Source organism: Gordonia prachuapensis (genome assembly GCF_036350515.1).
Lineage (GTDB): Bacteria > Actinomycetota > Actinomycetes > Mycobacteriales > Mycobacteriaceae > Gordonia > Gordonia prachuapensis.
Genome location: NZ_JAZDUE010000009.1, coordinates 80,268 through 103,060 on the forward strand (window position 1 = coordinate 80,268; position 22,793 = coordinate 103,060).

A 22,793-nucleotide genomic window follows, 5' to 3' on the forward strand; every position below is an offset into this window, starting at 1 on the left:
CGGTGAGCACCCAGACGACCGCCGACCTGCTCTGGCTGGTGCCCGCGCTGCCGCTGTTGGGCGCGTTGGTGCTGCTCCTGGGCGGGCGCCGCACCGACCGGTGGGGGCATCTGCTGGGCACCGGGCTGGCGCTCGCGTCGTTCGTCGTCGGGCTGGTGATGTTCCTCGGCATGGTCGACCGGGGCGCCGACGACCGTGCCGTGCATCAGATCCTGTTCAGCTGGATTCCGGTCGGCGAACTGCAGGTCGACTTCGGGCTACAGCTCGATCAATTGTCGATGTGCTTCGTGCTGCTGATCACGGGCGTCGGGTCGTTGATCCACATCTACTCCATCGGTTACATGGCCGACGACCCCGACCGGCGCCGATTCTTCGCCTACCTCAACCTCTTTCTCGCCGCCATGCTGTTGCTGGTGTTGGCCGACAACTATCTCGGCCTCTACGTGGGCTGGGAAGGGGTCGGGCTCGCCTCGTATCTGCTGATCGGGTTCTGGCAGTACAAACCGACCGCAGCCACCGCCGCGAAGAAGGCGTTCGTGGTGAACAGGGTGGGCGACATCGGTCTCGCCGTTGCGCTGATGATCATGTTCGCGACGTTCGGGTCGGTGTCGTTCGAGGCGGTGTTCGCCGGGTCGGGTGAGGCCGGCGAGAACGTCCTCACCGCACTGGGATTCATGCTGCTGCTGGCCGCGTGCGGCAAGTCGGCGCAGGTGCCGCTGCAGTCGTGGCTCGGGGACGCGATGGAGGGCCCCACCCCGGTGTCGGCGCTCATCCACGCCGCGACGATGGTGACCGCGGGTGTGTACCTGATCGCGCGGTCCAACCCGATCTTCGACCTGGCGCCGGCCGCGCAGGCCGGGGTGGCGGTCGTCGGCGCGGTCACATTGCTGTTCGGCGCGATCATCGGCTGCGCCAAGGACGACATCAAGAAGGCACTCGCCGCGTCCACGATGAGCCAGATCGGATACATGGTGCTGGCCACCGGACTCGGACCCGCCGGCTACGCCTTCGCGATCATGCATCTGCTCACCCACGGGTTCTTCAAGGCCGGCCTGTTCCTGGGTGCCGGATCGGTGATGCACGGCATGAACGACGAGACCGACATGCGGCGGTACGGCGGGCTACGCAGCGTCATGCCGATCACCTTCGTCACGTTCGGTCTCGGCTATCTCGCGATCATCGGGGTGCCGCCGTTCTCCGGCTTCTTCTCCAAGGACCCGATCATCGAGTCGGCGTTCGCCGAAGGCGGGGTGGGCGGCTGGCTGCTCGGTGGGGCCGCGCTGTTGGGTGCCGGTATCACCGCGTTCTACATGACGCGGGTGATGCTGTTGACGTTCTTCGGTGAGCGGCGGTGGAACCACGATCCGTCGCCGCATCCCCACGAGTCGCCGGGCGTGATGACCGCGCCGATGATCCTGATCGCCATCGGCTCGGTGGCCTCGGGTGCTGTACTGGCGTGGGGCGACTCGCTGGTGCACTGGCTGGAACCCGTTGTCGGCGAGGAGCATCACGAGCTGGCCGTGCCGGCGTGGGTGATCACGGTGACGATCCTCGCGGTGGTGGCGATCGGCATCGGACTGGCGTGGCGGCAGTACGCCACCCGGCCGGTTCCGGAGACCGCCCCCGACGACGTGTCCGCGCTCACCGTCGCCGCACGCCGTGACCTGTACGGCGACACGGTCAACGAGAACCTGCTGATGCGGCCGGGCCAGCAGGTCACCCGTGGTCTCGTGGCCGTGGAGCACGACGGTGTCGACGGCCTCACCACCGGTGTCGGTGCGGCGATCGGTGCGGCGTCACACCGAATACGACGGTGGCAGAACGGCTATGTGCGGTCCTACGCGTTGTCGATGTTCGCCGGCGCCGTACTGATCGTCGCGATGGTGATGGTGGTGAACGTGCTGTGAGCGCACCCTGGCTGACCATCCTGTGGCTGGCGCCCGCCGTCGGCGCGCTCGCCGTGCTGGCGGTGCCGAACACCCGCCCGGACGTCGCGAAATGGCTGGCGCTCGTGGTGTCGCTGGGGGTGTTCGGGCTGTCGTTGGGGCTGGCGGTGGGCTTCGACGCCGACGGCGCCCGGTATCAGTTCGTCGAGGATCTCAGCTGGATTCCGGCGCTCGGCACCCGATACGCGTTGGGGCTCGACGGGATCGGGCTCGTGCTGGTGCTGCTCACCGCCGTGCTGCTGCCGATCCTCATCCTCGCGGGCTGGGGCGATGCCGACCAGTCCGGATCGTTGGATCACGCGGGCGGCCGGCGGCAGAAGGGCCCGCACATCTACCTCGCACTGATGCTGTCGGTCGAGGCGATGGTGCTGATGAGCTTCGTCGCCCTCGACATCCTGCTGTTCTACATCTTCTTCGAGGCCATGCTGATCCCGATGTACTTCCTGATCGGCGGCTTCGGCCGGCAGCAGGGGGTGGACCGGTCCCGGGCCGCGGTGAAGTTCCTGCTGTACAACCTGTTCGGCGGTTTGATCATGCTGGCCGCGGTCATCGGCCTCTACGTGGTGACGGTGCGGTCGGGACTCGGCGAGGACGGGGCCGGCACCTTCGATCTGCGGGCGATCGTCGACGCCGTGTCCGCGGGCGAGCTCGATGCCGGCAGCGGGCTGATCCGGATGTTGTTCCTCGGCTTCATGTTCGCGTTCGCGGTGAAGGCTCCGCTGTGGCCCTTCCATTCGTGGCTGCCGGACGCGGCGGTGTCGGCGACACCGGCCAGTGCGGTGTTGATGATGGCGGTGGTCGACAAGGTCGGCACCTTCGCCATGCTTCGGTACTGTCTGCAGTTGTTCCCGGATGCGTCACGCTATTTCGCCCCGCTGATCGCGACATTGGCGGTGATCGGCATCGTCTACGGCGCGATCCTGGCGATCGGCCAGACCGATGTGATGCGGCTGATCGCGTACACGTCGATCTCCCACTTCGGGTTCATCATCCTCGGGATCTTCGCGCTGACCAATCAGGGACAGACCGGTTCGACCTTGTACATGGTCAACCACGGGATCTCCACTGCTGCACTGTTCCTGGTGGCCGGTTTCCTGGTGTCGCGGCGGGGCAGTCGACTGATCGCCGACTACGGCGGGGTGCAGAAGATCGCCCCCCTGCTGGCCGGCACCTTCCTGATCGCCGGCCTCGCAACCCTGTCGTTGCCGGGCCTGGCGCCGTTCATCAGCGAGTTCCTGGTGCTGATCGGCACGTTCACGCGCTATCCGGTGGCGGCGATCGTCGCCGCCTCCGCGCTGGTGCTGTCGGCGATCTACATCCTGTGGACCTATCAGCGGATGATGGGTGGCCCACCGCGAGCGGTCGGCGAGGGGCCCGGCGCGGCGGCGCGCCCGATGCGCGACCTGCACGGCCGTGAGCTCGCCGTGGTGGCGCCCCTCGTCGCGTTGCTGGTGGTGTTCGGCGTCTATCCCAAGCCGCTGCTCGACGTGATCGATCCCGCTGTGGGGCACACGATGAGCACGATCGACGAGCGTGACCCGGCGCCCACGGTGCCGACGACGGATGGAGGCCCGCCATGACCGTGGAGCAACTGACCGTCGACCACCTGACCGTCGACCACATGGCCGCCATCGAGGCACCCAGCGTCGAGTACGGTGCGCTGTCGCCGATGCTGATCGTCTTCGGTGTCGCCGTCGTCGGCGTGCTGGTGGAGGCCTTCGCACCCCGGCCGCTGCGGTATCCGACCCATCTGGTGCTGTCGCTCGGCGGGCTCGTCGCCGCGTTCGTGGCAGTCGTCGCGGTGGCGGTTGCGCAGACGTCCGACGGGGGGCTCGGGCAGTTCGCGATGTCCGGGGCGGTGGTCATCGACCGGCCCACCCTGTTCCTGCAGGGGCTGCTCGTGCTGATCGCGATCGCGTCCGTGGCGTTCATGGCCGAGCGGCGTCTCGAGCGTGTCGTCGCGGCGCCGTCGTCGGGCCGGCGGGTCAGCGACGGCCCCGGAGCCGCGGCGCAGGCCTCGCTCACCTCGGTCGAGGCGGACATGTTCACCCCGTCCGGGGCGTCGGTGCCCAACACCGACGCCGAGTTCGAGGCGACCCGGGCGGGCGGTCTCACCACCGAGGTGTTCCCGCTGACGCTGCTCGCCGTCGGCGGCATGATGCTGTTCCCCGCCTGCGGTGACCTTCTCACGATGTTCATCGCGCTCGAGGTGTTCTCGCTGCCGCTGTATCTGCTGTGCGGGCTGGCACGACGACGTCGTCTCATCTCCCAGGAGGCGTCACTCAAGTACTTTCTGCTGGGGTCGTTCTCGTCGGCGTTCTTCCTGTTCGGCGCCGCGTTCGCCTACGGCGCAACCGGTTCCCTGCAGCTCGATGCGATCGGCGACGCTGTGGGTGAGGCCGTCGACACACCCGGCGGGGACACGGTTCTGCCGCTGATCGCGCTCGGGTTGTTGTCGGTCGGGCTGCTGTTCAAGGTCGGTGCGGTGCCGTTCCACGCGTGGATTCCCGACGTGTACCAGGGTGCGCCCACCCCGGTGACCGCGTTCATGGCCGCTGCCACCAAGATCGCCGCGTTCGGCGCCCTGCTCCGGGTGTTCTACGTCGCGTTCGACGACCTGCAGGCCGATTGGGAGCCGATCGTCTGGGCGGTCGCGATCGCCACGATGCTGATCGGCGCGGTGATGGCGGTGACACAGACCGACATCAAACGGATGCTGGCGTATTCGTCGATCACCCACGCGGGTTTCATCCTGCTGGGTCTGGTGGCCTTCGACGAAGCAGGCGTGGCGGCGACGATGTTCTACCTTGCGGCGTACGGCTTCTCGACGTTCGGAGCGTTCGCCACCGTCGCGGTGGTGCGGGAACCCGACCGGCAGTCGGGGCCACACCTGTCCGGCCGTGAGGCCACCGACATCCGACAGTGGGCCGGGCTGGGTCGACGCTATCCGCTTGTCGGAGCGATGTTCTCGATGTTCCTGCTCGCCTTCGCCGGCATCCCGTTGACGAGCGGTTTCATCGCCAAGTTCGACGTGTTCGCGGCAGCGGCGGGTGCGGGCGCCGGCGTGCTGGTGGTGGTCGGTGTGATCAGCAGCGCCATCGCCGCGTACTTCTACATCCGGATCATCGTGGCGATGTTCTTCGCCGACGTGCCCGTCGACGCACCGCACATCGTGAAACCGAGTGTGCTGACGACCGCGTCGATCGCGGTGTGCACGGTGGTGACCATCGGGCTGGGTGTGTTCCCGCAACCGTTGCTGGATCTGGCGCAGGACGCGGCGGTGTTCCTCGGGTGAGTGCCCGGCGCCAGGTCGAAGACGCGCAGAAACCTGACATCCGCGCACCCTGCAACCCGAGCGGATGTCAGCAACCCGAGCGTCGTCCCCGACTCCTGCGAATACAGTTCGAGAGTGGGCTCTTTTCTTCGTCGCGTTGCCGTGGCCACGACCGTCGTCTGTGTCGCGGTCGCGGCCGGCGCGTGCGGCGACGACGACGGCACACCGATCCCGGCGACACGTTCCCTCCAGACCACATCCATGCCGATCTCCGCGCCCGACGGTGCGGCATCGCCACAGTCATCTGCCCCGGCGGCCACCGCCTACCAACCTGCGCTCGTACACGTCAACGGCAATCGTGGGTCCACCCGATTCGACGCGGATCTGCCGCAGGTACGCGGAGGTCGGGATGATGTCCGCGACCGCTTCAACGACGGCATGCGGATCGCGTTCGACGACATCATCAGCAGTTACGTCGCCACCACCGTCGGCGACGGGTCCCTACTCGGCGACGAACGCAGTCGGGTCACCACCATCACCGACGGTGTGGTCGCCGGTGTGCTGATCCTGAACACCTACTCCGACGGTGCGGCGCACCCCAACAACCACGTCGCGACGATCACCATCGACGCCGAGGACGCCCGCCCCATCCGGCTGACCGACGTGTTCACCGATCCGGCGGCTGCCGCGGCCGTCCTCGCACAGGCCGTCACCCGCATCGATTCACGTGTCGACTATGTCGCGCCCGAGGTCAACACGTTCCTGAACTGGGTACCGCTGGCCGAGGGCTTCCACACCTACGTGCCCGTGGCGCACGCGCTGGGTGACTGGCTGCCGGTCACCGTGCCGTGGGACGACATCACCGATCTGCTGCGGCCGGGGATGGCGGACCGGCTGGGCGGATGATGGTGCCCATGGCGGCGGACCCGAGAGCAGAGCTGGCGCACCGGCTCGACGTGCTGTACACCGACGCGGGGTCGCCGCCGTTGAAAGCGGTGAGTGCCAGGGCGACTCGCGAACTCCGTGCCCGGGACCCACGGGGCCGCGACATCGCGGCACAACGGATCTCCGACTGGCGACGCGGCCGCAGCGTGCCCGCGAAGTTCGACGGGTTGGCGTCGGTACTGAGCGTCCTGATCGTCGCGGCCCGCCGGAACCATCCGGAACCCTCTGTGCCCGGCCTGTATTCGGCAACGGAATGGCGAAAGCTGTGGGAGCGGGCGCAACACGACCGGGCCGGCGCCACCCGCACGGAACCCGAGGTGTGTCCCTACCCGGGCCTCGCACCGTTGACCATCGGCGACAGCGAGTTCTTCGCCGGTCGGCACGGACAGGTCGACACCATGCTGACCTGGTTCGGCCAGACCAGTACCGCCGGAGAGTTGCTGGTGCTGGTCGGCGCGTCCGGGTCGGGCAAGTCGTCGCTGCTGCAAGCAGGATTCGCAGCACGCATCCGCGACGACGTCGACGTTCTGCTGGTCACCCCCACCGCTGTCCCGGCCGACGGCCTCGAGGCGTGGGTGCGCGACCGGGCCTCGGCGTCGAAGCCGTTCGTGCTGGCCGTCGACCAGCTCGAGGAACTGTTCGTGGCGCCGTTCGACGACGCGGCCGCCTCGTCGTACATCGACGTGCTCGTCGCGCTCTCGACCCCCGGGGAGGCCGGACCGGGCGAGTGTTCCGGCGTCGTCGCCGCGCTGCGCGCCGACTTCTACCCGACCGCCGCAGAGCACCCCGAACTCGCACATGCGTTGCAGCACAACCAGATGCTCCTGGGTCCGCCGACTGTCGACGAACTCACCGCGGCGATCGTCGAACCCGCGCGGTCGCAGGGCCTGATGGTCGGCGACGGCCTCGTCGAACTGATCCTGGCCGATCTCGGGGTGCGGGCCGACACCGCGGCCGAGCCGGTGCGGGTGGGTACGTTCCCGCTCCTCGCCCATGCCCTGCGCAGCACCTGGCAGTTCCGTGAGGGCAAGGTCCTCAGCGTGCGCGCCTACGAGAAGGCCGGCGGGGTTCGCGGCGCGATCGCCGCGAGCGCCGAGGACTGCTGGGAGGCATTCAGCACTGAGGAACGAGAGGTCGCCCGGACCATTCTGCTGGAACTGGTGACGCCGGTGCCGGACGGATCGGCGGTCGGCCGGCGAGTGGATCGCGACGACCTGTACCACCGCAGTCCGGATCGGGCCGCCGCCGACACCGTGCTCGAAGCGCTGGCAGGGGCCCGGATCATCACCCATGACGCCCATGGCACCTCGCTGTCGCACGACGCGGTGATCGCGGCCTGGCCACGGCTGGCCGACTGGGTCGAAGAGGACCGCGAGGATGCGTTCACCCGCTTGCGCATTCAAGGCGACGCCGACGAATGGGTGGCGTCGGAGCGGGACCGCTCCCTGCTCTATCGCGGCAGCCGGCTGGCCGTGGCCGACGAACTCGCAGCCCGCTCACCCGCCACCCTGTCCCCGGCGGCAGTCGACTTCCTCGCCTCCGCACAACTCGTCCGACGCCGCCAGACCAACATCCGCCGGGCGATCGCGGTGCTGCTCGTCGTCGGTGTCGTGGTGACCTCGGTGCTGGCCGTCGTGTCGATGCGGCAGAGTCAGCGAGCCGAACGCGAACGTGCCGACGCGCAGTACGCCGCGCTGATCGCATCCGGTCTACGCGACCAGTCGACGAACCCCACCGAATCCGCGCAGCTCGCCCTCGCAGCGAATGTCGAACGGCCCGACGACCCGGCCGCGCGTGGACTCTTGCTGGCGTCACAGTCGTCACCGTTGGCGGCGACCTACGCGGGTCACCGCGGGGCGATCTACGGCACCGCGCAGTCGTCGACCGGTCTCATCGCGTCGGGCGGCTACGACAACGCGGTGCGCTTGTGGCGACACGACACCGAGCAGGGGCTCGTCGCGATCGGCGAGCCGCTGTCGACGTCGTCGTGGGTGACCGCGGTCGCGTTCTCCCCCGACGGTGAGGAGCTGTTCGCGACCGGGGCGACCGGAACGATCGCGCGGTGGGACGTCGCCGACCCCGCGCGTCCGGTGCCCCTCGACGAGATCGACGTCGGGCACACGGGCACCGCGTACGCCGTCGCGATGCGACCGGACGGCCGGTGGATCGCCACCGCAGGCGACGACCGGTCGGTGCGCCTGTACGACCTCGTCACCGGCGAGGTCCGTGTCCTCGCGGGCCACACCGCCCCGGTCCGCACGGTCGCCTTCAGCCCGGACGGGCGCCTACTCGTCAGCGGAAGCGACGATCGCACCGCGCGGGTCTGGGACACCGCCGACCCCGCCCGCGCCGTCCAGGTCGGCGCACCGTTGACCGGTCAGACCCTGACCATCCATTCGGTGGCGTTCAGCCCCGACGGAACGATGCTGGCCACCGCCAGCGACGACCAGAGTTTCCGGCTGTGGTCGGTGCGCGGCCGCGACGTCGTCCCGCTCGGCGCTCCCGTCGACGCCCACTCGGCGGCGCTGTGGTCGGTGGCGTTCTCACCGGACGGCACCGCGCTGGCTACGGCCGCCTGGGACGGCACCGCCGCACTGTGGAGCCTGGCCGACCCCGCGCACCCGATCCCCCTCGGGCAACCGATGAACGGCAGCCGTGGCGGCCTCACGACGGTCTCGTTCCTCGACGGGCCGCGCGTTCTCACCGGTGGTCAGGACGGGCAGTTGCGGGTCTGGACGCTGTCGCCGGCCACCATCTCGGGTCACACCCGCCGGGTGCAGGCGCCGGCCTTCGATGCCGCCGGGCGACTCATGGCCACCGGCTCGTGGGACGGGCAGGTGTTGTTGTGGGACGTGTCCGGGGAGCGGCCGGCGCGCATCTCCACGGTGCCGCTCGCCGGCGATGCGCGCGTGGAGAACGTCGCACTTTCGCCGGACGGCGGTATGCTGGCGATGACGTCGCTCGACACCGGTGACGTCGAGCTCTACGACGCCACCGACCCGGCTCGACCCGGACCTCTGGCCGTGCTGTCCAATCCGGCCGCCCGGTACACACATGAGTTGGCGTTCTCACCGGATTCGTCGACGCTGGCCACCGCGTCCGACGACTCGAGTGTTCAACTGTGGGATCTGGCGGATCCCACGCGGCCGACCCGTCGGGGCGAACCGCTGACCGGGCCCGACGGCTGGATCACCGCGGTCGAGTTCACCCCGGACGGCTCGCGGCTCTTCGGCGCGTCCGCCGACCAGCGGCTGCACGAGTGGGACGTGGCGGCAGGCGCCTCGGCGAGTCAGGTGGTGGCCGCGCAGGACGGTCCGATCAACGCGCTGTCGATCAACGCGGACGGATCGCTGCTCGCCGCCGCGGGCGACGATCAGATCATCCGGATCCTGCGGATCGACGACGGTGACCGCACGAGTGGGGAGCGGGTGGACGAGGTGGCCCGGCTGTATGGGCACGACTCGACGATCCGGTCGGTGAGCTTCGACCCCACCTCGGATCTGTTGGCCTCGGGCGCCGACGACCAGACGGTCCGGCTCTGGTCCCTCGAAGATCTGGACGCGCCACAGCCGATCGGCCGGTCTCTCGCGCCACCGGGGACGGTTCGGTGGCAGGTGGAGTTCGGTCCGCGTGGCCGGCTCAGCGCGGGTGGCGAGAACGGCGCGTTGCGGTGGTGGAGCACCGACGAGGCACACACGGCCGACCGGGTGTGCGCGGCGACCGCGGGAACCGAACTCGGCAACGATCAAGACCTGTGGGCCGACGAACTCAGCGAGGCGTGCAGCTGACACTCGATCGTCGCTTCCCGGACGCGACGAAGCCCGCATGATGGTCCCCCGAACGTTCCCACCATGCGGGCTGTCGCCCCTGTCTTCGGGTCAGCCGAAGCTGATGCCGATGTTCAGCAGGTCGCCGCCGAAGATCACGAGGTCGTTGAAGAACTGGGTGAGGCCGGTGAGCATTGGTTGCCCTTTCGTTGATTCATCTCGATGCGCCGCGTTTCGGGCGCATCACCACGTTGGCACCCCACGACGACGCCGCGCACCGCGCCGGACAGCATCCGCGCTGGTCAGCGCATACAAATGAGTCATCCGTTCCGGACGGAACCCACGTCCGGAACGGAACCGGACACGTCCGGAAAGCACAAAACGGCCCCCTACCGGATTCGGTAGGGGGCCGTTCGCTGCGGTGGCGGAGGGATTTGAACCCTCGGTACGGGGTTACCGCACACAGCATTTCGAGTGCTGCACCTTCGGCCGCTCGGACACGCCACCGCGGAAGACTGTACCGCAGTCGGCGTCTGTGCCTAAATTGGCCGGTCAGGGGCCGAAAGGTGGCCTCGAGGGCGAGGCTAGTTGTTGTTGCCCGTGATCTTGTTCTTCACGTCGTCGACCTTGCCCTTGACGGCGTCGGCCGCGTCGGCGATCTTCTGCTTGCCCTGGGCCTCGCCCTGATCGGCCTTGCCCTCGCCCTTGAGGTCCTCGTTGTCGGTGAGGGAGCCGGCAGCTTCCTTACCGCGGCCCTTCATCTCCTCGGCCTTGTTCTTGGCGTCGTCTTCGATACCCATGAACTGCCTCCTCCTGAGTGCCCGGGACCCGATGTCCCGGCTTCCAGAGCACTTACCACCCTGGCATGGTGGTTCAAACCTCTGCAGAGCCGCAGGTCAGTGCGCGTCGTGGCCACCCAGGCGGTCGCGGAACTCGCCCGCCTTCTCCTTTGCGGTGGCCATCGCCTCCTGGACCTTCTCGTTCTCGGTGAACTCGGTGAACTTCTCCTTGGCCGTGTCCACGGCGTTGTGAACGGTGTCACTCTCGGCGAACTCGTTGATCTTGCCCCGCGCGCTCGCCACTGCGCCCTGGACGGAGTCGCTGGCGGCGAACTCCTCGATCTTCTCGCGGACGGTGTCGACGACCTCGTTGATCTTGGCTGTCGTGTCGGACATGCTGGCTCCTCGGTTCGGTGGGGTGGCACTCACGGCACCGTGCGCGCCCATGGCTCCAATCTGCCAGAGGAATCGCGGCCACGGACCCTGAGATTCACCCTGAAATCGCACTTCAGGCCCTTCGAGACGCACGCTCGCAAGCTCGCGGGCTCCTCAGGGATCGGGGGGAAACGCACGCCGCGCCCAACGCTCCCTGAGGTGCGAGGAGCGCACGCCGCGCCCACCGCTCCCTGAGGTGCGAGGAGCGCAAGCGACGAGCCACGAAGGGCGGCTCAGTGATCCGGACGCGACTCCCGCCGAGCACCGAAGAAGTCCAGCATCAGCGCCCGGCACTCCGACTCCAGCACCCCACCGACCACCTCGGGCCGGTGGGACAGCCGTGGATCGCGGACGACATCCCACAACGACCCGACCGCACCCGTCTTCGGTTCCCAGGCCCCGAACACGAGCGTCCCGATCCGGGCGAGGGTGATCGCGCCGGCGCACATCGTGCACGGTTCGACGGTCACGACGAGCGTGCAGCCCGGCAACCGCCACCCATCGCCGAAGCGGCGGGCCGCCGCGCGCAACGCGACGATCTCGGCATGCGCGGTGGGGTCCCCATCGGCTTCTCGGCGGTTCGCCGCGCGCGCCAGTTCGATGCCTGCCGGGTCGAACACCACGGCGCCGATCGGGACGTCGTCGTCAGGTGCGTCCGATGCGGCGGCGAGCGCGTCGCGCATCATGGTCTCCCACTCCGCGTGCCGCGCACCGCCGCCGGCCGGGCTCAATGACCCAGCTTGTCGAGCACCTTGGACAGTTCGTCGGCGAACCCGAGGCGAGCCGCGATCATGCCCACCTGTTCGTCGGCATAAAGGTCGGTGTCCCCGACGATGACACTCATAACCGCGTCGGGCAGTCCCAGATCGGCCAGGATGGCCAGGTCCCCCTCCTCCCACGGGTCGACGTCGTCGAGTTCGTCGGGATCGAGGTCGGGGATGTCGATGTTCATGGCATCCAGAGCGTCGGCGGCGACGTCGTAGTCGATGCCGGCCGTCGCGTCGGAGACCAGCAGACGTGGCCCCTGCGGAGCCGGACGGAGAACGATGAAGAACTCGTCGTCGACATCGAGGAGACCGAACACCGCGCCGGTGGCGCGCAACTCGCGGAGCTGCTTCTCCGCGTCACCGAGATCCGTGAGTGCGGAGGACGTCAGCGCGCTGACCTTCCACGCACCTTCCTCGCGGACGACCGCGACCGCGAACCCCTCGATCTCGTCGTTGACACCCTGTTTGTTGGGACCACCCGATACACCCGCGCCGGCACCTGCCATGCAGGTCACCGTAGCCGTTAACCGCGGGCCGCCCAAGTCCCCGCCGGCCGCCGACGCCGGAACGAGAATGTGGGAATGTGATGGGGTGACTGCCGCGTCTGCCTCCCCGCGCCCGGCCTCCGGACCGATCTGTGTGCTCGGTCTCGGACTGATCGGCGGCTCCCTGATCCGAGCCCTCGACGGCGGTGACCATCCGGTCTTCGGCTACAACCGCTCGGCGGAGACCGTCGAGGCGGCCGTCGCCGCGGGCCACGACGCGTCCACCGATCTCGTGTCCACTCTCGATCGCGCCGCGGCCGACGACGCGCTCCTCGTGCTCGCGACTCCCGCCACCACGATCGACGATCTACTGCCCGAGATCGCGGCGCACGCACCCAACTGCCTGCTCACCGACGTCATCAGCGTCAAACAGGCTGTCGCCGCAGCTGTTTCGCGGCACGCCCCGGGCCTGCGCTACGTCGGTGGGCACCCGATGGCGGGGACCAGCCGATCCGGGTGGTCGGCCACCGACCCCGACCTGTTCCGGTCGGCGATGTGGATGGTGTCGACCGAGGACGACACCGACCCCGCCGACTGGTCGGCCGTCGCGGCGATGGCGCGGTCGGTCGGTGCGTTCGTGGTGCCCGCCGCCGCGGACGCGCACGACCGGGCCGTGGCCGCGATCTCCCACCTGCCGCATCTCACCGCCGCGGCGACCGCGGCGGTCGGCGCCGGGGAGAGCGACCTCGCCCTGCGACTGGCCGCAGGCAGCTTCCGCGACGGCACCCGCGTGGCCGGCACCGCGCCCACGCTGCAGCGGGCCATGTTGGAGGCCAATGGGATAGCGCTGCTCAACGTCCTCAGCGAGACCATCGACCGGTTGGTCGCGGCCCGCGACGAACTACGCGAACACGGCACCGTCGAGATCCTCGTCGACGACGGCCACCGGTCCCGGCTCGCCTACGAGAAGATCGCCGGCGCCGATCCCGCGCCGATCACCGGGGTACACATCGGCGAACCCGGTTGGGCGCAGGAACTCCGGCGGCAGGCACACCAGGGACGGGTGTGGCTGGACTGATCAGACCCGGGTTGCCAGGCCCGCGTAGTCGATGACGAAACCGTTCTCGTCGACCGTCAGCGACGATGTCGCGACCGGGGACACCACGTCGACGCCGGCCTCGGTCGGCGTGTAGTGCAGGGTCGCGGGCTCCACCCGCCCGTCGGGCAGATACAGGTAGACCACGGGGATGTCGACCTCGTCGCCACCCCGATGCATCTGGAGGCGACGGATCGGCAGGGCGTTGAACATCGGCGACAGGGCCAGGTCGACGTCGGCGGCGCCGTTGAAGTCGCCGCGGACGGTCCCGTCCGCGCTCTGCACCAACCAGTTGTGCTCACCGTCACGGGTGATGGCCAGCTGTGTTTCTCCGCTCGCACGCAGCAAATGGATCGACAGACGTTTGGTCACCCCGATGTCGTTGGTGACGAGTTCGTAGGACGCCGAGAACGCCTCGTGGGTGTCGGTGGCGGAGGCGATGATGCGCCCGTAGGCCTTGAGCCGGGCGCCGTTGACGTGCAGACGGACCTGTTCGAGCCGGTCGGAGCGCTCACCGCGCCATGTGACGATCGTCTTGACGTCGGGGGCGGACGACGAGCCGCCTGCCCCGGCGGTGTTCTCTGGTGCTGTCTGAGAAGAACTCACGAACCTACGGTAGCGACCCGAGCACCGACGTACACAGTTGATGCGGAGCCCGGACCGCGAAAGCTGTGACCGGGCCCACTCAGGCGCGGCAGGACACGGTCCGCCGCGGCGACTCGGCGGTGATCCGGTCCGTGGCGACGACCCGTCCGTCGACGGTGATCGAGCAGGTCGCCTCGCCGTCACCCGCCAGGACGAGCACCCGCAGCGGGTTGGCGGAACCGGTGAAGGTGATCGTCCACGACGTCGACGAGCCGATCGTGGTACGCAAGCCGACATCGTCGACGTAGAGGATCGTCGCGGGTGACGACGCGGCCACCTCGTAGACGACCTCCCGGCCCCCCGGCTGGGCCGGATTCCCCGGCACCGCCGGGTCCCCGGGAGCGGTCGGCTCCTGTTGCGGGGTGCGGGGTGGTGTCGGCAGCTCCGAGATGACCATCGGCAGCGTCGGCTGGGTAACCGGATCGTCGCCGCGCAGCGCCGCCCGCCCGACGGTGAGGGCCAGCAGGCCCAGCGCGGCCACCGCGACCAGCGCGACGATCCCGACGAGCCGTCGGTCGGATGGCGATCGTTGCAGCCCGTCGTCCGTTTCCTTGTCGGAGTCCGGGGCAACCGATCCATCCGGCGTTTGCGGCGGTGTCGTGTCGGTCGACCGGCCCGGATCAGGCGGCTGACCGGGGACGAAGATCGGGGAGCCGTCGGGTGCGTAGCCCAGTGGCGGGTACAGCTGGGGGTACAGCGGGGTGCGGTAGAGGTCGTCGGGCGGCTGCCCGGTGGGATGTCCCATCGTCGGCCTCCCGTCGCGTGTCGTCGGGTCCGGCGCACCGGCCGGCTCGCGGGCACCTCCGCCCACCCTTCGACACTACGTCGGCCGCAGGCGCCCGGCGGCGTCCGGTCAGCGCACCTGCGCCGATACCCGACGACCTGCGCTCACGACGACGATGCGGCGCCGATCTTGAGCTTCCCGTCCTCGAACAGCAGCGGGTACAGGAGGCCGCCGATGAGCCCACCGATCAGCGGCGCCACCCAGAACATCCACAACTGGCCCGGCGCACCGTCCCCGTTGAAGAATGCGACGGCGGTGGACCGCGCCGGGTTCACCGACGTGTTGCTGATCGGGATCGAGATGAGGTGGATCAGGGTCAGGCACAGGCCGATGGCCAGTGGCGCGAAGTTGGAGGGCGCCTTGCCGCCGGTGGTGCCGAGTACGACGAGCAGGAAGAACGCGGTGAGCAGGATCTCGGCGATCAGCACTGCAACCAACGAGTATCCGTCGGGAGAATTGTCGCCGTAACCGTTGGCGGCCATATTTCCGATGCGGTCGAAACCGTCTTTGCCGCTTGCGATGATGAACAACATCAGCCCGGCGAGAAGGCCGCCGACGACCTGGGCGATCCAATAGCCCGGCAGTTCTTTCCAGGAGAGCCGGCCACCGATGGCCGCACCCAGGGTGATCGCCGGATTGAAATGGCCACCCGAGACGTGTCCGACGGCGTACGCCATCGTGACCACGGTCAACCCGAAAGCAAGTGCGACACCGAGGTATCCGATGCCGACCTGATAATTGTCGCCACCGTCGGTGGCCATGGCGATCTGTTTGGCGGCGAAAATCGCCGAACCGCAGCCGCCGAATACGAGCCAGAATGTACCGAACAACTCCGCGGCCAGTTTTGCGACGGGCGAGGAAGAGTTCATGACTGAAACCTTTCTGGTGTGGCGCGTCGATGGTTTCCCCGCGGATCACGGTAACCGACATCTCGGCGATATCGGTGAATCCTGGGAAAACTCTGCCGGATCGCCTATTACGAGTCCGCGACCGTCAGGGCCGGGATCACGTGCTCGACGAGCAGCGGCGCGAGGTCGTCGGGAAGGGGCCGGACATCCACGTCGAGCCAGCGGATCTCGGCGATCTCCGCGGCCGGGACGATCTCCGCGACGACTCCGTCGTAGCCGAAAAGTGTTGCTTCGAGCTCGTATCCGTCCTCGTTGGCCGCGGCACTGCGGAACCGTCCCCAGGGGCGTAGTCGGTCCGGTGCGACTCGCAGCCCGATCTCCTCCACACACTCGCGCGCCGCGGCGTCGACCGCCGATTCGGAGGGTTCGGGTTTGCCGCCGGGAAGCATGAATCGCGCCGTCCCGCGCTTGCGGACCGTGAGCAGGCGGCCGTCACGGTCGCGGACGATCACGCCGCTGACGACGATCAATCCGGTGTTCGGCACCGGGCAATCGTACCCGTGCCGGACTTCCCACACCCGTGGCGGCGAAATTGTCCACAAGATCTACTCACATGTGTGTAATTCGGTCATCCGCGTGTGGACAGGCACCGTCCGACGGACGACGATGAACGTAAGAACCCTCGAACGAAGCCCCCGGAACGAGAGGAACGAACCGCGTCGTGACGGAAACGGACCAGCACGAGCACGGCGTCCACGGACAGATCGCTCGCTTGGCGCGGCGGCTGCACGGCACCACGCGATCCATCAGGTTCTCCGAACCACAGAATGTCCTGCTCGAGGTCACCCAGGGCGCTGTGGACGTGCTGCCGGGAGTCGACCACGCGGGCGTCACCCTGGTCCGCAAGAAGGCACGCGGCAGTCGCCCGGCCGAGCTCGAGTCGACGGCGGCTACCGGTGATATCCCCCGACTCGTCGACCGCCTTCAGCACCAGACCGGACAGGGTCCCTGTTTCGACGCGGTGTGGCAGCAGCAGACGATGTATCTGGCCGATTTCGCCAGCGAGACACGGTGGCCCGACTTCATCCGGGCGGTCGAAGAGCAGACCCCCGTGCGGTCTGTCCTGTCCATTCAACTGTTCGTGACCGACGACGAACTGGGCGCCCTGAATCTGTACTCCGAACACCCCGATGCCTTCGACGACGCGGCCGAGGATCTGGCCACCAACCTCGCCACCCACGCGGCGATCGCGTTGTCCGGGGCCCGCCGCGGTGAGCAGTTCCGCAGTGCCCTCGCCTCCCGCGACATCATCGGACAGGCCAAGGGCATCATCATGGAGCGCTTCGACACAGACGCTCTGGCCGCATTCGAACTGCTTCGGCAGTTGTCCCAGGAGACGAACACACCGCTGAGTGAGCTGGCGGAGAAGCTCGTGATGAAGGACCATCCGCCGCCCGACGAGGCCCCATGAGACCCGACAGGGCGGTCAGCATTCCGAGAACACGACACCCCGCACCTGAAACAGGTGCGGGGTGTCGTGTCGCTGTGCGCCCGTAGGGATTCGAACCCCAAACCTTCTGATCCGTAGTCAGATGCTCTATCCGTTGAGCTACGGGCGCGTGCTCTTCAATTGTTCCCCGCTCGCGGCGAGGTCGGCGGAGGCGAGAGGATTTGAACCTCCGGTCCCGTGTTAGCGAGACAACTCATTAGCAGTGAGTCCCATTCGGCCGCTCTGGCACGCCTCCTTGGCGGAGTCCTTTCGAACTGCCGAAGCGAAAGGTTACACACAGTGTGCGGGGCGAAGCAAACCACGGGGACGGCCGGGCGGCCTTGGTCGCGTCCAGGCCGCACAACTACATTTGACGGGTGGCTCTGCGTATCCGTCCCGACCTCGACGACCTGCCCGTCTACGTGCCCGGCAAGACCTTCCCGGGCGCGGTGAAGCTGGCCAGCAACGAGGTCACCGAGGGCCCCCTGCCCAGCGTGCGCGAGGCGATCGGAGCGGCTGCGGCGAGCGTCAACCGCTACCCCGACAACGGGATGGTCGAGCTCACCGCCACCCTGTCGAAGAAGTTGGGGGTCACCGAGAACGAGATCCAGGTCGGCTGCGGGTCGGTGATCCTGTGCCAGAACCTGATCACGGTGACCAGCGGTCCGGGCGACGAGGTCCTGTTCGGTTGGCGGTCGTTCGAGACCTATCCGCTGGCGACGCGGGTGGCCGGCGCGACGCCCGTCCAGGTGCCGCTCGACGCCGACCTCACCTACGACCTGCCCGCGATGGCTGCCGCGATCACCGACCGCACGCGGCTCGTGTTCATCTGCAACCCCAACAACCCCACCGGGACCGTGGTGGAGGCCGCCGCGCTGCGGGAGTTCCTGCAGACGGTCCCGTCCGATGTCGTCGTCGTGCTCGACGAGGCGTACTTCGAATATCTCCGTCTGGACGGCGCACACGCCTACGACGCCCTGGAGCTGCGGCGTGAGTTCCGCAACCTGGTCGTGCTGCGGACCTTCTCCAAGGCCTATGGGCTCGCGGGCTTGCGCGTCGGGTACGCACTTGCCGATCCCGAGGTGATCGTCGCGCTCGGCAAGGCCCACGTCCCGTTCTCCGTCAACAGTCTGGCCCAGCACGCGGCGCTGGCCAGTCTGGCCGCCGAGGACGAACTGCTGGCCCGCACCGACGCGGTCGTGGCCGAGCGGACCCGCGTCTCCGGCCGACTGCGTGATCTCGGGTATCGGGTGCCCGACTCACAGGCGAACTTCGTGTGGGTGCACCTCGGCGAGGCGACGATGGATTTCGCGCAGGCATGTGTCGAGGCGGGGGTGGTGGTGCGGCCGTTCGCCGGCGACGGCGTGCGGGTCACGGTGACCCACCCGGCCGAGACCGACCTGTTCCTGCGCTTCGCCGAGCAGTGGAGCGCGCGCCGACCCGAATCCGCTTAGAGACCGCGCGAGATCGTCGGCCAGGCCACCGGCAGGTCGCGTTCCCAGTACACCCAGTTGTGGGTGCCGATGAGCCGGAAGCCGTCGGTGAACGGCACATTGTTGGCCCGCAGGGTCGCCGCGAACTCCAGTGAGCACCGCCATGCGCCGAGTTCGAGGGCCGAACCTGCGGCGGTGACCGCCGACCGCGGGCCGTCGGCGGGGTCGTGCGGTGCCGTCAGGTCGAGCGGCCCGACCGCGCCGGACCCGGCGGCGATGAAGATGTCCTTGCCGCGCAGCTTGTCCAGATGCTTGCTCGGGTCGTGGGCGTCCCAGGTGGCCGATCCGAACGGGCCCCACATGTTGGTGGCGTCACCGCCGCTTTTGGCAACGGTGGTCCGGACATAGCTCTCGTTGACCGGGCCCGACACCGGCGGGCACCCGCTCAGCGACGCGATCCCGCTGTAGAGGCTGGGGTGGCGCACGGCGAGCGTGAAGGCCGACTGTCCGCCCATGGACAGGCCGATGACGGCGTTTCGGCCGGTTCCGTCGAACCGGTCGTCGATCAGCGGCGGCAACTCCTTCGCGAGGAACGTCTCCCACTGTGGTTTGCCCATCGCCGCGTCGTGCCGGCGCCAGTTCGTGTAGAAGCTGCCGGCACCGCCGGTCGGCAGCACGACGTTGACGTTCTTGTCGGCGAAGAACTTTCCGGCCCGCCCCTTGGTGATCCAGTCGCTGACGTCTTCGCCGGCGTCCGCACCGTCGAGCAGGTAGACCGTCGACCGGGGCCCGGACGAGTTCTGCGGGGTGAGGACCGAGACCTTGACCTTGCCGCCCATGGACGGTGACTTCACCCAGATGTCGGTGCGCAGCGGGCTGAGCTTGGCCGTCTTGGCGATCTGGGCGACCTTGGTGTCGGCGTGGCCCACCGCAGGTGCCGCCAGCAACCCGATCGCGGCCGCGGCACAGACGGCCAACCACCGATTCGACATCCGCATGCTCTACCTCACCACGACGTGACGCGCCGCCCACCGACGTCGTCGTCGAGGGCGTCCGAAGACCGGTCGAATGCGGCATCTCCCCTGAACCGCTTATCCCCGAACAGGGTACTGAGTGGTCACCGGGTTTCGGAACCCCTCACATTATGCTGCAGTTCGCCGGCGCGCACGCCGTGCGACGACACGAAGGAGGCGACAAATGCTCTCGCCAGGCGACGCAACCATGGGCGGCGGCCTCGACGCGGACGGGTTCGCGTTCGTCGCACGGGTGACGGTGCGGTGGTCGGACATGGACGCCTTCGGCCACATCAACCACGCCCGCATGGTCACGCTGATGGAAGAGGCGCGGATCGAGTGGCTCACCTCGGGCGGGCCGGAGCATCGCCCCGACGACTATGCCTCGCTGATCATGAGCGCGATGATCGTGCACGTCGAGATCCGCTACCAGCGCCAGCTGCGGCATGACGACACCCCATTGCAGATCGGCATGTGGATCACCGGGCATCGTTCCGTCGACTTCACCATCGGCTACGAGATCCGGGCGGCCGACGACGAGCCGGGAGTGAAGGCGGCATGCGTGGCGACCACCCAGATGGCCGTCGTCGACGTCGAGGCGCACACGCTGCGGCGGATCACGCCGGAGGAGAAGACGTACCTGCGGTCGTGGATGCGGCCTCAGGACGGTTCGTAACGCGCCGGGAGTTCCCGTGCCGTGGCCGGCGAGATCCGGGCGATGTCGCCCTGGAGCACGTCGCGATAGACGCGTAGCTGCTCTTCGCCGCTGCGCACCTGTTCGGTGAGACGTTTGGCGTTGTCCACCGAGATCTCCCGGTCCCCCGACCGAGCGATGAGCGCATCGATGCGGTCGTCGATGGTGGTCGTCCGGTTGTACTCGGCGAGCACCCGCAACTCGATGGCCGCCGACTCGACGACCGAGGCCACGTCGCCGAGTGCCTGCACCCGATCGATCAGCTCGGTCCACACCGGTCGCAACGTCTTCTCGCGCTGGTCGATGTGCTCGGCGAACGACCGGTCGAATCCGCCGTTGCGTTTCGCGCGATCGAGGTCGATGCGCACCGCGCGCAGGGCGATGACGTCGGCGGCGATCTCGGCGAGCTCGGCGTGCAGGTTGACCTGCGTGCGTTGCACCTCGAAGTGGTCCGACAGCCAGGCGGGGTTGGTGACGATGCGGTCGTAGAAGTGCCCGGCGATGAACAGCAGGGTCTCGTAGCCGTCCACAAACGTCGATGACCCGGCCGCCGCGGACGTCGTCGGCGCCTCCTCGTCACGTTCGGGTGTGAGGATCTGGCTGGCCCACTCCCCAGCCTGCGGATACCCCGACCGGGTCGCGACCTGTCCGACGACGCCCGCCAGTCGATCGAAGGCGGCGGTACCGGCGCGCCGGACGTATCCGGAGTTGTTCAGGTTGGGCGTGGGGGTACAGAGCAGACCCGCGAACAGGCGCTCGCGTTCCTCGATCTCGAGGTAGACGTTCTCGCGTCGTTCCCGGCGGATCGCGCGCGTTCCACCGGCGAAGACCCCCTTGGCGGTGACCAGTTGCTTGCGCGCGTCGTCGCGGCGGCGGTGCAGGCCGTTGAGGCGGTTACGCATCACAGCGGCCACCACCCCGGGCAGCACCGGGTTGTCGAGTTGATGTTCGGCCTGCGCGATGGCCCGTTGCAGGCGGCGCAGATCACCGAATCCGCCGGGCAGCACCGGGACCGGCAGACCGGTCGAGATCCGACGCACCGCGATCGCGCGTCCGGCCGGGGTCAGGAAGCCCGACGAGATCAGCACGGCCGCGGTGTCGGAGAGTTCGGGACGCTCGCCAGGGACCCGCGACTGGTCGCACCACGCGCGAATCTCGTCGCCGGTGGTGGACCCGGCCGGAAGCTCGGGACGCCGGTTGTCGACCATTGGAGATAACCCTCGATTCCTACCCGGACCTGCCGTGCATCACCTCCGATGCTACCTGCGCCCGGTGAGCACCTCGGGGGTGTGAGCATGCGTGACGGGACGCGTGACCCGGTGCAGCAGCCACGCGATCGGCACACTGGCCGCGGTCGTCAGCACGAACGCCACCGGCATCGAACCGGTGAACACCCGCCAGTTCTTCAGGTCCATCACCACCTCCAGCACGATCACGTGAACGAGGAAGAACTCGTAGGAGATCTCGCCGAGCCACACCATCGGCCGGTTGCCGCACACCCTCGACCACCAGTCGTCGTCGGACGATCCGCGGATCGCGAGTGGACCGATGAGCCCGACCGCGACGATCACGTACAGAAGATGTTTCACGATGGTCGCCGATGCGGAGGTCGGGGTGATGGTCGGTTCACCCGCGATCGCGGTGCCGGAGAGCACGAATGCCCCGACGGCGACGAGGACGGAGAGCGTCGGGTCCCACCGCCGGATCAGGTGCCGGCAGACCGCCAGGATCATGCCCGCGACGAACCACCCGAAGAACGCCGGCGCCCACAGCCGCGCGGTGGGGCTGATCCCGGTGCTGCCGGCGACCACCACCGACCAGATCGGCGACACCAGCATCAGGGCACCCAGGCCGACGAGGAGCAGGTCCGGACGCCAGCGCCGTCGGCAGATCAGCACCGCGAGCAGCCATGCGAGCGGCGGCAGCAGGAGATAGAAGACGACCTCGGCGGCCAGACTCCACATCTGGGTCAGACCGGAGTGCAGATGGCCCGCCCCGTAGACCTGCGTCAGGGACATGTTGCGCAGGAAGCCCGACCAGCCGGTCCCGGTCGGTGCGGCGTCGGCGGGTTCGTAGACGAGATAGAGCACGTACACGGCGATCACGGTGAGCCAGTACGCGGGCAGGACGCGCCGGGCACGATGCCAGAGGTAGCGGCCCACCGACGGCAGATCACGCTCCGCCGTGAGCGCGTGGACCCACGGCGAGAACAGCAGAAAGCCGGAGAGCACGAAGAAGATGGCGACGCCGATCTCGAAGCGCGCCAGCAACCGGCCGACGAAATCGTCGGTGTAGTACCCGGTCCAGAACGCGGCGTGGGTGAGGCAGACGGTGAGCGCTGCGATGGCCCGGATGCCGGTGAGAGACGGAATCCGCGAGCGCATGGTGCGATC

Annotated in this window: 20 protein-coding genes and 3 tRNA genes; 9 read left to right on the forward strand and 14 right to left on the reverse strand. The window is 68.4% G+C overall.

Annotated elements, in window-relative coordinates:
- Nucleotides 1–2: 2 nt before the first annotated feature.
- The 5 genes from nuoL to V1Y59_RS12320 all read left to right on the forward strand — a co-directional run bounded on the left by nuoL (nucleotide 3) and on the right by V1Y59_RS12320 (nucleotide 9,953).
- Nucleotides 3–1,907 carry an NADH-quinone oxidoreductase subunit L gene (nuoL, locus tag V1Y59_RS12300; protein ID WP_330505245.1) on the forward strand — a complete coding sequence of 635 codons (1,905 nt, stop codon included), beginning with the start codon at nucleotides 3–5 and terminating at the stop codon, nucleotides 1,905–1,907.
- Complete coding sequence (locus V1Y59_RS12305; protein ID WP_330505246.1) at nucleotides 1,904–3,526, forward strand: NADH-quinone oxidoreductase subunit M; 1,623 nt, start codon at nucleotides 1,904–1,906, stop codon at nucleotides 3,524–3,526. Before nuoL ends, V1Y59_RS12305 begins: the two co-directional genes overlap by 4 nt.
- Nucleotides 3,523–5,241 (forward strand): NADH-quinone oxidoreductase subunit NuoN, encoded by a 1,719-nt coding sequence (gene nuoN, locus V1Y59_RS12310; RefSeq protein ID WP_330505247.1) that lies wholly within the window; start codon nucleotides 3,523–3,525, stop codon nucleotides 5,239–5,241. The genes V1Y59_RS12305 and nuoN overlap by 4 nt, the downstream gene beginning before the upstream one ends.
- 114 nt (nucleotides 5,242–5,355) lie before the next feature.
- Complete coding sequence (locus V1Y59_RS12315; protein ID WP_330505248.1) at nucleotides 5,356–6,126, forward strand: hypothetical protein; 771 nt, start codon at nucleotides 5,356–5,358, stop codon at nucleotides 6,124–6,126.
- A gap of 8 nt (nucleotides 6,127–6,134) precedes the next feature.
- On the forward strand, nucleotides 6,135–9,953 hold the full coding sequence (locus tag V1Y59_RS12320) for an nSTAND1 domain-containing NTPase (protein WP_330505249.1): 3,819 nt from the start codon (nucleotides 6,135–6,137) through the stop codon (nucleotides 9,951–9,953).
- 398 nt (nucleotides 9,954–10,351) lie between these two features.
- Here the strand turns inward: V1Y59_RS12320 and V1Y59_RS12325 are convergent.
- From V1Y59_RS12325 to V1Y59_RS12345, 5 genes are all read right to left on the reverse strand, one after another.
- Nucleotides 10,352–10,439: transfer RNA gene (locus V1Y59_RS12325), tRNA-Ser, on the reverse strand.
- A 77-nt stretch (nucleotides 10,440–10,516) separates the two neighbouring features.
- Nucleotides 10,517–10,732, reverse strand: a complete 216-nt coding sequence (locus V1Y59_RS12330; RefSeq protein ID WP_330505250.1) for a CsbD family protein — start codon at nucleotides 10,730–10,732, stop codon at nucleotides 10,517–10,519.
- A 96-nt stretch (nucleotides 10,733–10,828) separates the two neighbouring features.
- On the reverse strand, nucleotides 10,829–11,107 hold the full coding sequence (locus V1Y59_RS12335) for a hypothetical protein (RefSeq protein WP_330505251.1): 279 nt from the start codon (nucleotides 11,105–11,107) through the stop codon (nucleotides 10,829–10,831).
- A gap of 272 nt (nucleotides 11,108–11,379) precedes the next feature.
- The gene (locus V1Y59_RS12340; protein WP_330505371.1) at nucleotides 11,380–11,832 is read right to left on the reverse strand and encodes a nucleoside deaminase; all 453 of its coding nucleotides are present in this window, start codon (nucleotides 11,830–11,832) and stop codon (nucleotides 11,380–11,382) included.
- A gap of 41 nt (nucleotides 11,833–11,873) precedes the next feature.
- Nucleotides 11,874–12,419, reverse strand: coding sequence for a tRNA adenosine deaminase-associated protein (locus V1Y59_RS12345; protein WP_330505252.1), 546 nt, complete (start codon nucleotides 12,417–12,419; stop codon nucleotides 11,874–11,876).
- Between the two features lie 85 nt (nucleotides 12,420–12,504).
- On the opposite strand from V1Y59_RS12345, the gene V1Y59_RS12350 reads away from it, so the two are divergent.
- The gene (locus tag V1Y59_RS12350; protein ID WP_330505253.1) at nucleotides 12,505–13,476 is read left to right on the forward strand and encodes a prephenate dehydrogenase; all 972 of its coding nucleotides are present in this window, start codon (nucleotides 12,505–12,507) and stop codon (nucleotides 13,474–13,476) included.
- Here the strand turns inward: V1Y59_RS12350 and V1Y59_RS12355 are convergent, their stop codons facing one another.
- The 4 genes from V1Y59_RS12355 to V1Y59_RS12370 form a co-directional block, all read right to left on the reverse strand.
- A complete protein-coding gene (locus tag V1Y59_RS12355; RefSeq protein WP_330505254.1) occupies nucleotides 13,477–14,100 on the reverse strand; it encodes a putative glycolipid-binding domain-containing protein in 624 nt (207 codons plus the stop codon).
- A gap of 79 nt (nucleotides 14,101–14,179) precedes the next feature.
- Complete coding sequence (locus V1Y59_RS12360) at nucleotides 14,180–14,884, reverse strand: MmpS family transport accessory protein (protein ID WP_330505255.1); 705 nt, start codon at nucleotides 14,882–14,884, stop codon at nucleotides 14,180–14,182.
- 143 nt (nucleotides 14,885–15,027) lie between these two features.
- Nucleotides 15,028–15,792, reverse strand: a complete 765-nt coding sequence (gene aqpZ / locus V1Y59_RS12365) for an aquaporin Z (RefSeq protein WP_330505256.1) — start codon at nucleotides 15,790–15,792, stop codon at nucleotides 15,028–15,030.
- A gap of 107 nt (nucleotides 15,793–15,899) precedes the next feature.
- Nucleotides 15,900–16,316: an NUDIX hydrolase gene (locus tag V1Y59_RS12370; protein ID WP_330505257.1), complete on the reverse strand. Its 417-nt coding sequence runs from the start codon at nucleotides 16,314–16,316 to the stop codon at nucleotides 15,900–15,902.
- A 176-nt stretch (nucleotides 16,317–16,492) separates the two neighbouring features.
- Between V1Y59_RS12370 and V1Y59_RS12375 the strand changes: the two genes are divergently transcribed.
- Complete coding sequence (locus V1Y59_RS12375) at nucleotides 16,493–17,242, forward strand: GAF and ANTAR domain-containing protein (protein ID WP_330505258.1); 750 nt, start codon at nucleotides 16,493–16,495, stop codon at nucleotides 17,240–17,242.
- A 75-nt stretch (nucleotides 17,243–17,317) separates the two neighbouring features.
- Here the strand turns inward: V1Y59_RS12375 and V1Y59_RS12380 are convergent.
- Together V1Y59_RS12380 and V1Y59_RS12385 are read right to left on the reverse strand one after the other, a co-directional pair.
- Nucleotides 17,318–17,390, reverse strand: a tRNA-Arg gene (locus V1Y59_RS12380).
- Nucleotides 17,391–17,427: 37 nt separating this feature from the next.
- Nucleotides 17,428–17,516, reverse strand: a tRNA-Ser gene (locus tag V1Y59_RS12385).
- A gap of 121 nt (nucleotides 17,517–17,637) precedes the next feature.
- On the opposite strand from V1Y59_RS12385, the gene hisC reads away from it, so the two are divergent.
- Nucleotides 17,638–18,714 carry a histidinol-phosphate transaminase gene (gene hisC / locus V1Y59_RS12390; RefSeq protein WP_330505259.1) on the forward strand — a complete coding sequence of 359 codons (1,077 nt, stop codon included), beginning with the start codon at nucleotides 17,638–17,640 and terminating at the stop codon, nucleotides 18,712–18,714.
- Here the strand turns inward: hisC and V1Y59_RS12395 are convergent.
- Nucleotides 18,711–19,685, reverse strand: coding sequence for an alpha/beta hydrolase (locus tag V1Y59_RS12395; protein WP_431309163.1), 975 nt, complete (start codon nucleotides 19,683–19,685; stop codon nucleotides 18,711–18,713). The two genes, hisC and V1Y59_RS12395, sit on opposite strands and share 4 nt — an antisense overlap.
- A 205-nt stretch (nucleotides 19,686–19,890) precedes the next feature.
- Here V1Y59_RS12395 and V1Y59_RS12400 point away from each other — a divergent pair, with 205 nt between their 5' ends.
- Nucleotides 19,891–20,382, forward strand: a complete 492-nt coding sequence (locus tag V1Y59_RS12400) for an acyl-CoA thioesterase (protein WP_330505261.1) — start codon at nucleotides 19,891–19,893, stop codon at nucleotides 20,380–20,382.
- Here V1Y59_RS12400 and V1Y59_RS12405 read toward each other — a convergent pair.
- Both V1Y59_RS12405 and V1Y59_RS12410 read right to left on the reverse strand, forming a co-directional pair.
- On the reverse strand, nucleotides 20,367–21,608 hold the full coding sequence (locus V1Y59_RS12405; RefSeq protein ID WP_330505262.1) for a hypothetical protein: 1,242 nt from the start codon (nucleotides 21,606–21,608) through the stop codon (nucleotides 20,367–20,369). The genes V1Y59_RS12400 and V1Y59_RS12405 overlap by 16 nt on opposite strands.
- A 51-nt stretch (nucleotides 21,609–21,659) precedes the next feature.
- Entirely contained in the window at nucleotides 21,660–22,784 is a 1,125-nt protein-coding gene (locus tag V1Y59_RS12410; RefSeq protein ID WP_330505372.1) for an acyltransferase family protein, read from the reverse strand.
- Between the last annotated feature and the right edge of the window lie 9 nt (nucleotides 22,785–22,793).